The 13001-nt window shown below is 72.0% G+C and carries 12 protein-coding genes; 10 read left to right on the top strand and 2 right to left on the bottom strand.

Annotation, left to right across the window (positions count from 1 at the left end):
- On the top strand, positions 1–1571 hold a 1571-nt coding region (locus DW309_RS01610), incomplete at its 5' end, for a LuxR C-terminal-related transcriptional regulator (protein ID WP_240753090.1).
- 38 nt (positions 1572–1609) lie between these two features.
- Here DW309_RS01610 and DW309_RS01615 read toward each other — a convergent pair.
- Entirely contained in the window at positions 1610–1996 is a 387-nt protein-coding gene (locus DW309_RS01615; RefSeq protein WP_136044358.1) for an SHOCT domain-containing protein, read from the bottom strand.
- Between the two features lie 192 nt (positions 1997–2188).
- Here DW309_RS01615 and DW309_RS01620 point away from each other — a divergent pair, with 192 nt between their 5' ends.
- From DW309_RS01620 to DW309_RS01640, 5 genes are all read left to right on the top strand, one after another.
- Positions 2189–2623, top strand: a complete 435-nt coding sequence (locus DW309_RS01620) for a DUF6325 family protein (RefSeq protein ID WP_136032571.1) — start codon at positions 2189–2191, stop codon at positions 2621–2623.
- 1 nt (position 2624) lies between these two features.
- Positions 2625–2969: an SHOCT domain-containing protein gene (locus DW309_RS01625; RefSeq protein WP_136032569.1), complete on the top strand. Its 345-nt coding sequence runs from the start codon at positions 2625–2627 to the stop codon at positions 2967–2969.
- 36 nt (positions 2970–3005) lie between these two features.
- Positions 3006–4307, top strand: a complete 1302-nt coding sequence (locus DW309_RS01630) for a hypothetical protein (RefSeq protein WP_136032567.1) — start codon at positions 3006–3008, stop codon at positions 4305–4307.
- 14 nt (positions 4308–4321) lie between these two features.
- Positions 4322–6655, top strand: coding sequence for a sulfatase-like hydrolase/transferase (locus tag DW309_RS01635; RefSeq protein ID WP_136044359.1), 2334 nt, complete (start codon positions 4322–4324; stop codon positions 6653–6655).
- Between the two features lie 67 nt (positions 6656–6722).
- Positions 6723–7607 carry a formylglycine-generating enzyme family protein gene (locus DW309_RS01640; RefSeq protein ID WP_136044363.1) on the top strand — a complete coding sequence of 295 codons (885 nt, stop codon included), beginning with the start codon at positions 6723–6725 and terminating at the stop codon, positions 7605–7607.
- Between the two features lie 32 nt (positions 7608–7639).
- Here DW309_RS01640 and DW309_RS01645 read toward each other — a convergent pair whose 3' ends face one another.
- Positions 7640–8572 (bottom strand): HAD family hydrolase, encoded by a 933-nt coding sequence (locus DW309_RS01645; RefSeq protein ID WP_136044360.1) that lies wholly within the window; start codon positions 8570–8572, stop codon positions 7640–7642.
- A gap of 168 nt (positions 8573–8740) precedes the next feature.
- On the opposite strand from DW309_RS01645, the gene DW309_RS01650 reads away from it, so the two are divergent.
- The 4 genes from DW309_RS01650 to DW309_RS01665 all read left to right on the top strand — a co-directional run.
- The gene (locus DW309_RS01650) at positions 8741–8950 is read left to right on the top strand and encodes a heavy-metal-associated domain-containing protein (RefSeq protein WP_136032558.1); all 210 of its coding nucleotides are present in this window, start codon (positions 8741–8743) and stop codon (positions 8948–8950) included.
- Positions 8947–11214: a heavy metal translocating P-type ATPase gene (locus DW309_RS01655; RefSeq protein WP_136044361.1), complete on the top strand. Its 2268-nt coding sequence runs from the start codon at positions 8947–8949 to the stop codon at positions 11212–11214. The genes DW309_RS01650 and DW309_RS01655 overlap by 4 nt, the downstream gene beginning before the upstream one ends.
- A gap of 23 nt (positions 11215–11237) precedes the next feature.
- Entirely contained in the window at positions 11238–11498 is a 261-nt protein-coding gene (locus DW309_RS01660; RefSeq protein ID WP_136032554.1) for a YHS domain-containing protein, read from the top strand.
- Positions 11499–11566: 68 nt separating this feature from the next.
- Positions 11567–13001, top strand: a 1435-nt coding sequence (locus DW309_RS01665) for an HAD-IC family P-type ATPase (protein WP_136044362.1), incomplete at its 3' end; no start/stop codon positions are given.

Consider the following 13001-nt stretch of genomic DNA (forward strand, 5'->3'; position numbering starts at 1 on the left):
CCCGCCGCTGTGGTGAGATCGCGGCGGCCGATCGCGACCGGCTCGCCGACGTGCACCGTCGAGCGGCCGCGACACTGGCCGAGTCCGATCCGGTCGCCGCGATCGGGCACGCCCTGCGGGGCGGTGAGCCCGACGTCGCGCGCACCATCCTGGATCGACACTGGCTCGGGCTCGTCGTGGGCGGGAGCGCCGCCGAGGTCGAGCACGCGGTGACGGAGCTACGGCGGCACGACCCCGACGACCCCGATCTCCTCCTCGTGCAGGCGTGCGCGTGCGATGCGCTCGGCGAGCGCCACGTGGCACGCGAGCTGTTCCAGCGGGCGCACGCGCTGCGGGACCGCGACGGGGTGCCGACGTCGACGGTCCTGCCGGTCGCGCGGCTGCTGCTCGCGGACGACAGCGCCGACGTGGTGGAGGCCAGCGCGCAGGTGCACGCGCTGCTGCACGACGCCACGGCGGTGGAGGTCGCAGACCGCACCGCGCTCGACTACCTGCTGGGCTGGAGCGAGATCCGTCATCGCGGCGACCCCGCACTGCCGGTCGAGTACTTCGCCGCCGCGGCGCGGGAGGCCGAGCGCTCGGCCGACCCCGAGCGCGTGCGTTGGTCGCTCGCCCAACTCGCGTTCGGACAGGTCTGGGCCGGTCGCGTGGTCGACGCTCGCGACACGCTCGCCCGCATCGCCCCGCACGTCTCCGACGAACGGCATCGGGGAGGGACCGAGGCTGCCGCGGCCGGGTTCGTCGCCTACTGGTCGGGCGACAGCGCGGACGCGACGGAGTCGTTCTCCGCGGTCCTCGACGGCGGAGAAGCCGATCGGGTGGTCGCCGGGCTGTCGAGGATGATGATCGCCTACGCGGCGGCCGAGACCGGCGACGTGGCCGCGTGCCGTCGCGCGGCGATCGCGGTGCAGGAGATCCCGCTGGAGGTGATCCGCGGGTTCAGCTGGGCGGCGCTGCGGGAATCGGCCGTGGCGCTGCTCGACGAGGCCGTAGGCAGTGGCGAGCGCGCCCGCCGGATCGCGGCACGCTCGGTGCAGCGTCCCGACCTTCCGCTGGTGAACGTCGCGCTCGCCGGCGTGCTTCGTCGCGCGGAGGAGTACCCCGCGGCGCTGGAGTCGCTGCGCTCGCTGCGGGGGTACGCCGAGGTGTCGTACGTCAAGGCGTCGACCCTGATCACGGCCGCCGTGATGCGGCGGCACGCGGGGCGGCACGAGGAGGCGCACGAGCTGTGCGAGGCGGCCGTCGCTGTCGCGTCCGGCGAGGGGATCCGCGTGCTGTTCGGGCCGCGCGAGGTGGCCGTGCGGCGGCTGCTGCACGAGCACGTGCACTTCGGCACGCAGTTCGAGGACTTCATCGGCCGCTGCCTCGCGATGGACGCGACGGGCTCGCTCGCGGATCGGCTGTCCGAGCGGGAGCGCGAGGTGTTCCAGCAGTTGCAGACCGCACGGACGCTGCCCGAGATCGCACGGGAGCTGTCGGTGTCGATCAACACGGTCAAGACGCATCAGCGGGCGATCTACCGCAAGCTCGGGGTGTCGTCGCGCCGGGAGGCCGTGCGCTCGACGGTGTGAACGGGGGCGCCGCGTTCGACGGCCCCCGTCCACCCGGGTCAGGCGAGGGCGCGCGCCTTGATCGCGGCGAACTCGGCGTCGGTGATGGTGCCGGCCGCGAGCAGTTTCGAGGCCTTCTCGATCTCGTCAGTCGCGCTGGTCCCTGCGACGCTGCGGATGTACGTATCGGCGGCGTCCTGCTGCTGTCGGTAGGAGGCGGCCGCACGTTCGGCCATTCCCCGCCCGCGCGCGATCAGGTAGACGAGCGCGGTGAGGAAGGGCACGAAGATCAGGAAGATGATCCACACGGCCTTCCACCAGCCGTTCAGCGCGTGGTCGCGGAACAGGTCGGCGACGATGTTGAACAGCACCATGAGGTAGGAGACGAATACGAACACCCAGAAGAACCACCAGATGATGTCCCAGGAGCTTTCCCAGAACGACACGTCGGACCCCTTTCGTCGATGAGCAGGTGAGGTGATCGTGGCAGCGACCACGGTGCCGGGCGTGGCGGTGGTCACCCGATCCGGGCGAGTCGCCGTCGTCGCAGCTCACCCCGCCCGGGTGATCCCCTCGTGAGGGCCACGCGACGATGGTGCGAGCATGACGCCGTTGATCCGCGCGAGGAAGGCGGTGCCATGAACGATTTCCGGTTCGGCCCGGTCGAGCTCTATCTGGTGGGGTTCGAGGGCGATCGACCCGACCCCGGCACCTTCCGTGCTCTCGCCGACGTCGCCGAGAGCGGCGTGGTCCGGATCCTGGACATCGTGCTCGTCGGCAAGACGACCGACGGGGACATCGAGATCCTGGAGCTGGAGGACGACGCCGAGCAGCTCGGGCTCGCCGGGTTCGCCCCCATCGTCTCCGGTCTCGCGGGGGAGGAAGACGTGGAGCTGTTGGCCGGCGAGCTCGATCCTGGTCGTTCGGCGGCGGTCGTGGTCCTGGAACTCGCGTTCGCCCGCGTGCTCGCGCACGACCTCGCGGCCGCCGGTGGACGGGTGCTGCGCACGGAGCGCGTCCCCGCACCCGTGGTGAATGCGCTCATCGACATCCTCGACCAGGAGGGGGACTGACATGCCTCTGCGGAGATTCGGACGGCCGGGACTGCTGGGCCTCGCAGCGCGCACGGCCGTGGTCGCTGGCACGGCGACGGCCGTCACCGGGGCGGCGCAGCGGCACCAGGCCCGCCGGGCGCAGGAGGAGTACGAGCAGCAGCAGTACGAGGCCGCGCAGCAGCAGGCGCAGGTCGAGGCGACCGTGCGCGACGCCACGGCCCCCGCCACGCCACCCGCGCCACCGACGGCTCCCGCCGGCGACGACCTGATCGCGAAGTTGCAGCAGCTCGCGGCGATGCAGCAGGCCGGCGTGCTGTCGGCGGAGGAGTTCGCGGCGGCGAAGCAGCGGCTGCTCGGCACCTAGCCGCCGGTGCACCACGACGACGATCGAGGAGGACCGATGGGCGAGCTCGACGAGCTGCGGGCGCGGGTCGAGCTGCTCGAGCGCGAGAACGAGGCCCTGCGCACGCCGCGCCGTCGGCCCGCCGCGCGCAGCATCCTCGCCGGGGTCGTGCTCGCGGTGGCGGTGCTGCTCGCGCCCGTCGCCGTGCTCGGAACCTGGGCCCGCCTCCAGCTCGTGGACGCGGACCGCTTCGTCGCCACGTTCGGGCCGCTCGCAGACGACCCCGACGTGCAGGACTTCGTCGCCGACCAGGTGAGCGCCGCGATCGACGAGCAGGTCGACCTCGACGCCGTCGTCGGCGAGCTGTTCGACGGGCTGCGCTCGCTCGACCTGCCGCCCCGCGCCGAGTCCGCGCTCACGCTCCTCCAGGCTCCGGCGGCGTCGGGGCTGTCGTCCCTGATCGACGGCGTGGTGCACGACGTCGTGTCGTCCGCGCAGTTCGCCGACATCTGGGCGCAGTCGCTGCGGGTCGCGCACGAGCGTGCGGTCGCCGTGCTGCAGGACGAGCCGGGGACCGCGCTGCAGCTGGCCGACGACGGGGTGCTGTCGCTCGACCTCGGTGTGGTGATCGAGCGCGTGAAAGATGCACTGGCGGAGCGCGGTGTCGGCGTGGCAGACCTGATCCCGGTCATCGACCGCTCCATCCCGATCGCCCAGGCCGATGCCCTCGTGCTCGTCCGGGCGCTGTACCAGGTCGCGGTCGCGGCGGGTTTCTGGTTGCCGTGGGTGTTGGCGGGGCTCGTGGTGCTGGGGGTGCTGCTGGCCCGCGACCGACCACGGGCGCTGCTGTGGACGAGTGTCGCGCTCGCCGCGGCCTTCCTGTTGCTGGCTGCCGGCCTGGGCATCGGCCGCTCGTTCTTCCTGGGCGCGGTGAGCCCGTCGATCATGACCGCGGCGGCGGCGGCGTCGCTGTTCGATGAGGTGACGGCGCTGCTGTCCTCGACGGTCGCGGCGCTCGCCCTGTCGGCGGTGCTGGTCGCGCTGTGGGCCTGGGTCGCCGGGTCGTCCCGCGCCGCGGTGCGCACGCGGACGGCCGTGGAGAGCGGTGTCGCCGCGCTCCGGGGCGCCGCGGAGCGTCACGGTGTCTCCACGGGGCGGTTCGGTGTGGCGGTCGACCGGTACCGCGGGCCGATCCTGGTCGCGGGGCTCGTCGTCGCGCTCCTTCTGCTGATCGTCCTGCGGCCGGTGTCGTTCGGTGCCGTGGTGGGCGTCGCGGCGGGCGTACTGGTGCTCGTCGTGCTGGTGGAGCTGCTGCGTCGCCCGCCCATCGCGCCGACGGTACCGGAGGAAAACCCATGAGAGAAGGAGTGGACATGTCGGACTTCAACGCGGACTTCACCGGAGAGATCCGGCTCGACGTGCGGGACTCGACGCCGGACTGGTCGCCGTACGAGCTGCGGACCGCACCGGACGGCGCGCCGAACGTGCTGGTGGTGCTGTACGACGACACGGGCCTCGCGTCCTGGTCGCCGTACGGCGGACGCATCAGCATGCCGACCATGGACCGGCTCGCGCAGAACGGACTCACCTACACGCAGTGGCACACCACGGCGCTGTGCTCGCCGACGCGGTCGACCATGCTCACCGGCCGCAACCATCACGTCAACCGCGCCGGGGTGATCATGGAGGGCACCACGGGGTTCCCGGGCTTCGCGGGACGGCTGCCCGCCGAGTGCGCGACGATCGGGCAGGTGCTGCAGGACAACGGCTACTCCACGTTCTGGGTCGGCAAGAACCACAACGTGCCGGAGGAGGACATCGCCCCGGGTGGCAACCGCTCGATGTGGCCGCTGCAGCTCGGCTTCGACCGGTTCTACGGCTTCCTCGGCGGCGAGACGAACAACTGGTACCCGGATCTCGTCGAGGACAACCATTTCATCGACGCCCCCGCGACGCCGGAGGAGGGGTACCACCTGTCGAAAGACCTCGCCGACCAGGCGCTCACGATGATCCGCAACCAGCAGGCGTCGAACCCGTCGAAGCCCTGGTACCTCTGGTTCTGTCCCGGTGCGAACCACGCCCCGCATCACGCGCCGCAGGAGTACATCGACAAGTACAGGGGGATGTTCGACGACGGCTACGACGCGTACCGGGAGTGGGTGCTCGCGCGCATGATCGACAGGGGCGTGCTGCCCGAGGGCACCGCGCTCACCCCGTTCAACCCGATGCCGGACGACGTCGCGAACCCGGCCGATCACGTGCGGCCGTGGTCGGAGCTGAACGACGACGAACGGCGCCTGTTCTCCCGCATGGCCGAGGTGTTCGCCGGGTTCAGCGAGTACACCGATGCGCAGGTCGGCCGCATCATCGACTATCTGGAGGAGACCGGACAGCTCGACAACACCCTCGTGTTCTACTGTGCCGACAACGGCGCATCGGGGGAGGGCTCGCCCGACGGCTCGGTCAACGAGAACAAGTTCTTCAACGGCTTCCCCGACGACCTCGCCGAGAACCTGGCGATGATCGACCACCTCGGCTCCGCGGACACCTACAACCACTATCCGACCGGGTGGGCCGCGGCGTTCTCGACGCCCTTCCCGATGTTCAAGCGCTACTCCCAGTACTCGGGCGGCACGTGCGACCCGATGGTGATCCACTGGCCCCAGGGCATCGCGGCGAAGGGAGAGCTGCGCCACCAGTACCACCACTCGGTCGACATCGTGGCGACCGTGCTCGACGTGATCGGCGTCGAGATGCCGGAGACCTACCGCGGGGTGACGCAGCGTCCGCTCGACGGCGTCTCGATGAGGTACAGCTTCGACGCGGCTCCCGACGGCCCGAGCGAGAAGCACGTCCAGTACTACGCGATGCTCGGCACGCGCGGCATCTGGAAGGACGGGTGGAAGGCCGCCGCCGTGCACGCACCGCTCACGGGCACGGGGCACTTCGAGGACGACGCGTGGGAGCTGTTCCACGTGGCCGAGGATCGCGCGGAGGCGCACGACCTCGCCGCCGCGCATCCGGAGAAGCTCCGCGAGCTCATCGACGCGTGGTTCGCGGAGGCCGAGGCGAACTTCGCGCTGCCGCTGGACGACCGGTCCGCCAGGGAACTGCTGACCGTGCAGCGCCCGCAGGCCGAACGGCCCCGCGAGCGGTACGTGTACTACCCGGGCACGGCCGCGGTGCCCGAGAGCGTCGCGGTGAACGTGCGCGGCCGGTCGTTCAAGATCATCGCCGACGCGGTGCTCGAGGACGGGGCGCAGGGCGTGCTGTTCGCGCACGGCTCCCGGTTCGGCGGGCACTCGCTGTTCGTGAAGGACGGCCGGCTCACCTACGTGTACAACTTCCTGGGCATCCCGCCCGAGCAGACCTTCACGTCGGAGCCGCTCACGCCGGGCCCGCACACGCTCGGCGTGGAGTTCGTGCGGGAGGGGGCGGGTGAGCACGGGGAGTCCGTGGGCACCGCGACGCTGTACGTCGACGACCGGGCGGTGGCGTCCGGGCCGATGCGGGCGCAGGTGGGCAAGTTCACCCTGTGCGGGGACGGCCTCTGCGTCGGCTGGGACAGCGCCGACCCGGTGAGCCGCCAGTACGGCAGCGCGTTCCCGTTCACGGGCGGCAAACTGCTGGGCGTGGGGATCGACGTGAGCGCCGAGCAGTACCTCGACCTGGAGCTGGAGGCGGCCGCGATGCTCTCCCGCGAGTAGCGGCCGCCGGAGTCGCCCGGCACGGCCCGGCCCCGCTGACGGCCCCTACGATGAAGGCATGGTGGCGATGATCGAGGTTCCCGGTGGCACGCTGCGCATGGGTTCCGACGAGTTCTACCCCGAGGAGGGCCCGGTTCACGAGCGCGAGGTGGCCTCGTTCCGTCTCGACGAGCACCCGGTGACCAACCGCGACTATGCGGCGTTCGTCGACGAGACCGGTTATGTGACGGTCGCCGAGAAGCCGATGGATCCGGCCGACTATCCCGGCGTGCACCCCGACGACCTCGTTCCCGGCGCCATGGTGTTCACACCGACGTCGGGCCCGGTCGACCTGCGCGACTGGCGGCAGTGGTGGCGGTGGGAGCCTGGCGCGTTCTGGCGGCGTCCGTTCGGGCCGGACTCGTCGATCGACGACCGTCTCGACCACCCGGTGGTGCACATCGCCTATCCGGACGCGGTCGCGTTCGCCGCGTGGGCGGGCAAGCGGCTGCCCACCGAGGCCGAGTGGGAGTGGGCGGCGCGCGGCGGACTGGTCGGCGCGCGCTTCGCCTGGGGCGACGAGACGAAGCCGGACGGCGTGCTGATGGCCGACACCTGGCAGGGTGCCTTCCCCTACCGCAACGACGGGGCGGACGGCTGGGTGGGCACGGCGCCCGTGCGCAGCTTCGCCGCTAACGGCTACGGCCTGTTCGACATGATCGGCAACGTGTGGGAGTGGACGGCGGACTACTGGACGCACCGGCACGTGCCGCCCGGCACGGTCGCGGTGGATCCCGGTCGCCGGGCGAGCCTGCTGTCGGCCGAGCCGGGTTCGCCCATCCCGCGGCGCGTGCTCAAGGGCGGCTCGCACCTGTGCGCCCCCGAGTACTGCTTGCGGTATCGCCCGGCCGCGCGGTCGGCACAGGCCGAGGACACCGCCATGACCCACATCGGCTTCCGCTGCGCCCTCTGAGCGCCGGGGGCTGAGCGCCGAGGGCTGAGCGGTCAGGAGGGTGCGGGGAACACGCTCGCCCAGTCGTCGCGCACGCTCACGACCGTGTACCCGCGCTCGCGTGCGGCGGCGAGGGCCTTATCGGCGCCCGCGTCGTACGGGGTGTCGTCGCGGTCGTGGTCGTCGTGGTGGATCAGCAGCGCGAGACCCCGGCGGGGGCCGCGCCGTGCGTGGTCGAGCATCGGCATGTCGCCGTTGGAGTTGCCCGCGGCGAGGAGCGGGCGTCGGCCGATGCGGCTCCAGATGCGCACCGGCTTCTCGGGTCCGTCGTCGAAGAACGCGAGCGCGGGGGAGTAGCGCACCGATCCGGTCGCCTCGTCGTACGTGAGCCCCAGCGCCGAACCCACGACGCGTTCGGGCGGGATGCCGTAGATGGACTGCGTCAGGGGGCGCAGGAAGTCACGCTCGCCGCCCGAGACGATGTAGCACGTGAAGCGGTGCCGTTCGAGGTAGCGCAGCAGTTCGACCATCGGCTGGTACACGAGCTCGGTGTAGGGGCGGTGGAGCACGGGGTGGCGCGCGGTGCGGAAGAACGCCGACACGGCGGCGGCGTACTGCTCGACGTCGAGTCCGTCGGTGAGGCCGACGAGGGCGGCGATGATGGTGCCGAGGTCGGAGTCGTCCCCAGCGTAGTGCTTCTCGACGGCCGCGCCGAGCCACGCCAGGTCGCCCGTGACGGCCGCGCGGTAGGGCTGCGTGTCGGCCAGGGAGGGATCCGCCAGGGCCACCTCCCGCCAACGCTCCACCACGTAGTGGAGCTGCGTGGGCATCGGCTTCTCGGTCCACAGCGTTCCGTCGTTGTCGAACACGGCGACGCGCTCCTCCGCGGGCACCGCATCCGGTCCGGTCGCCACGCCCGTCACGAACGCCTCGATGGCGCGTCGGGTGGGGGTGTCCCTCCAGGAGGGGAGCGTCGCGTCGTCCATCTGTTCAGGGTGCCAGGCGGGCCGGGCGCCGGGGGCGGACGCTCACCCCGCCGGGGCGAGCGTGGTCCGAGCGGGGCGTTCGGCGGTGTCGGGAATACCCGTGATGGGTATAAGGTTGTGGCCAGGGAGTACCCCAGGGGGGTATCCTGACAGCGGAGAGGAACGACGATGAACACGAGCGAGTACCAGGTGACCGGGATGACGTGCGGGCATTGCGAGATGGCCGTCCGCGGCGAGGTCTCCCGCATTCCCGGGGTCGACGGCGTCGACGTCAGCGCGCAGACCGGACGCCTGGTGGTCCACAGCTCCGCCCCGGTCGATGACGCCGCGGTGCTGGCCGCCGTCGACGAGGCGGGCTACGAGGCGGTGCGGTCATGACCGATACGCGATCCGTGCCCGACGAGACCAGCGTCGAGCTGGAGATCGGGGGCATGACCTGCGCGTCGTGCGCGATGCGGATCGAGAAGAAGCTCAACCGCATCGACGGCGTGACCGCGAGCGTCAACTACGCGACCGAGAAGGCCACGGTCACCGCGCCGGCCGGCCTCGACACGGCGGTGCTCATCGCCGAGGTAGAGAAGACGGGCTACACCGCCGCTGTCCCCGCGCCTCCGGCCCCGACCACCGAGGACGCGACGCCGGAGCAGGCCGACGACGGGCTGGCCGCACTGCGCCAGCGGCTGATCGTGTCGATCGTGCTCACCGTCCCGGTGATCGCGATGGCGATGATCCCGGCGCTCCAGTTCACGTACTGGCAGTGGCTGTCGCTCGCGCTCGCCGGACCGGTGATCGTGTGGGCGGCGTGGCCGTTCCACCGCGCCGCGTGGACCAACCTGCGCCATGGGACGGCGACCATGGACACGCTCATCTCGATGGGCACGCTCGCGGCGCTGCTCTGGTCGCTCTACGCCCTCTTCTTCGGCACGGCCGGGATGCCGGGCATGACGCACCCGTTCGAGCTGACCGTGGCACCGAGTGACGGGGCGGGCAACATCTACCTGGAGGTGGGCGCCGGGGTGACGACGTTCATCCTCGCCGGACGCTACTTCGAGAAGCGCTCCAAGCGGCAGGCGGGGGCGGCGCTGCGCGCGCTGCTCGAGCTCGGCGCAAAGGAGGTCGCGGTGCTGCGCGGCGGTGTGGAGACCCGGATCCCCACGACCGAGCTGGCGGTGGGCGACGAGTTCGTCGTCCGTCCGGGGGAGAAGATCGCCACGGACGGCGTCGTCGTCTCGGGAACCTCCGCGATCGACGCCTCCCTGCTCACGGGCGAGTCCGTCCCGGTGGAGGTGCGCGAGGGCGACGCCGTGACCGGCGCGACCGTGAACGCGGGCGGGCGTCTCGTGGTGCGGGCGACCCGCGTCGGCTCCGACACGCAGCTGGCGCAGATGGCCCGGCTCGTGGAGCAGGCGCAGACCGGGAAGGCCGAGGTGCAGCGCCTCGCCGACCGGGTGTCCGGCATCTTCGTGCCGATCGTGATCGTGGTGGCGCTCGGCACGCTGGGCGTGTGGCTCGGCCTGGGGTTCCCGGCCGCCGCGGCCTTCACCGCCGCCGTCGCCGTGCTCATCATCGCCTGCCCGTGCGCGCTCGGACTCGCCACGCCCACCGCACTGCTCGTCGGCACGGGTCGCGGCGCTCAGCTCGGCATCCTCATCAAGGGCCCCGAGATCCTGGAGTCCACGCGCCGGGTCGACACGGTCGTGCTCGACAAGACCGGCACCGTCACCACGGGGCGCATGACTCTCACGGCCGTGCACACGGCGGAGGGCGTGGAGCGCGCCGAGCTGCTGCGCCTCGCGGGAGCGCTGGAGGACGCCTCGGAGCACCCGATCGCCCAGGCCGTCGCCACCGCGGCGACGAGGGAGCTGGGCGCGCTGCCCGCGCCGGAGGACTTCACGAACATCGAGGGCCGTGGCGTGCAGGGCGTGGTCGACGGTCACGCCGTGATCGTGGGTCGTGCGTCCCTGCTCGCGGACTGGTCGCAGCATCTGCCGTCCGCGCTCGCCGAGGCGAAGGCGGAGGCGGAGCGCCAGGGCAAGACCGCGATCGCTGTCGGCTGGGACGGCGCGGCGCGTGGCGTGCTCGTGGTGGCCGATACGGTCAAGGCGACGAGCGCACAGGCCGTGGCCCAGCTCGTCGGGCTCGGGCTCACCCCCGTCCTGCTCACGGGCGACAACCGCGCGGTCGCGGAGCAGATCGCCGCTGAGGTCGGCATCGACGAGGTGATCGCCGAGGTGCTTCCGGCCGACAAGGTCGCGGTGGTGCGCCGGCTGCAGGACGAGGGCCGGGTGGTCGCGATGGTGGGCGACGGCGTGAACGACGCCGCGGCCCTCGCACAGGCCGACCTGGGGCTCGCGATGGGAACAGGGACCGATGCGGCGATCGAGGCGAGCGACATCACCCTCGTGCGCGGCGACCTGCGCAGCGCGGCCGACGCGATCCGTCTCTCCCGCCGCACGCTCGGCACCATCAAGGGCAACCTGTTCTGGGCGTTCGCCTACAACGTCGCGGCCATCCCGCTCGCGGCGCTCGGCCTGCTCAACCCCATGCTCGCCGGCGCGGCGATGGCGTTCTCCAGCGTCTTCGTGGTCGGCAACAGCCTCCGCCTGCGGTCGTTCCGCAGCACGGCGGTGGACGCCCAGTGACCCCGAGAAAGAGGAGTACCGACATGTCCGATTCCCCCGCAGGATCCTGCTGCAGCGTCCCGGCCGCCGGCGGTGTCGCCGCCGAGGGACGCCCCGACCTGCTGGCGTCGAACGCCGAGGGCATGACCACGTGCCCGGTGATGGCCGGCAGTCCCGTGGTCATCGCGCAGGCCGAGGCCGCAGGGCTGTTCCGCGACTACGAGGGCACCCGCTACCACTTCTGCTGCGCGGGCTGCGGTCCGGCGTTCGACGCCGACCCCGCGAAGTACATCGCGGCCGCCTGAGCGGCCGCACCGTGCGGGGCTGCCCGACGGCGGCCCCGCACGGCATCATCGACGTTGGAGGGAACACCATGAGCACCCCGCACCACGACCCCGCCCCCGCGGACGCCCGTCACGACGCGCACGATGAGCACGCACGTCACGACGCGCACGCGGCTCACGAGGCCCACGCCGGTCACGCGGACCACGGCGGTCATGACGCGCACGCGGGTCACGACGCACACGAGGCCCATGCGGGTCACGAGGCCCACGGCGGTCAGGATGCGCACGCGGGTCACGAGGCCCACGGCGGTCACGACGCGCACGCGGGCCACGGCGGTCACGGGGACCACGTCGGGCAGTTCCGGCGGCTGTTCTGGATCATGCTCGTGCTGGCGGTGCCGACGGTTGCGCTGTCCGGCATGTTCGCGATGATCCTCGGCTACTCGCTGCCGGAGGTCCCGGGTCTGGCGTGGGTGTCTCCCGTGCTCGGCACCGTCATGTACGTGTGGGGCGGGCGGCCGTTCCTGGTGGGCGCCGTCAGCGAGCTGCGGGCGCGCAAGCCCGGGATGATGCTGCTGATCGCGCTCGCGATCACGGTGGCCTTCGTGGCGTCGTGGGGTGCGAGCCTGGGACTGCTGCACCACGAGCTCGACTTCTGGTGGGAGCTCGCGCTGCTGATCGTGATCATGCTGCTCGGGCACTGGATCGAGATGCGGTCGCTCGCGCAGACGACGTCCGCGCTCGACTCGCTGGCGGCCCTGCTGCCGGACGAGGCCGAGCGCGTGGAGGGCGACCAGGTGGTGCGGGTGTCTCCGGCCGACCTGCGGGTGGGCGACGTGGTGGTGGTGCGGCCGGGCGGCAGCATCCCCGCCGATGGCCGCATCGTCGACGGTCGTGCCTCGATGGACGAGTCGATGGTGACGGGGGAGTCGCGGACGGTGTCGCGCGGTGCGGGCGACCCGGTCACGGCGGGCACCGTGGCGACCGACTCGGGGCTGCGCGTCGAGATCACCGCGACCGGTGACGACACGACCCTCGCGGGGATCCAGCGGCTCGTGACGGAGGCGCAGAACTCGTCCTCGCGGGCGCAGCGCCTCGCCGACACGGCCGCGGGCTGGCTGTTCTGGTTCGCGCTCGGAGCGGCGGCGATCACCGCGGTCGTGTGGACGCTGGTCGGTCTGCCCGACGACGCGGTCATCCGCACCATCACGGTGCTCGTGATCGCCTGCCCGCACGCGCTGGGGCTCGCGATCCCGCTGGTGGTGTCGATCGCCACCGAGCGCGCGGCCCGCGGCGGCGTGCTGGTCAAGGACCGTCTGGCCCTGGAGAGCATGCGCACGGTCGACACGGTCCTTTTCGACAAGACGGGCACGCTCACGAAGGGCGAGCCGGTGGTGTCGGAGGTGGCGACGGTCGGCGGGGACGACGCCGATGCGGTGCTCGCCCTGGCTGCTGCGGCCGAGGCGGACAGCGAGCACCCGCTGGCGAGGGCGATCGTGCGGGCCGCGCGCGACCGCGGGCTGA

The sequence above is a fragment of the Microbacterium sp. K41 genome, from assembly GCF_004794395.1.
Lineage (GTDB): Bacteria > Actinomycetota > Actinomycetes > Actinomycetales > Microbacteriaceae > Microbacterium > Microbacterium sufflavum.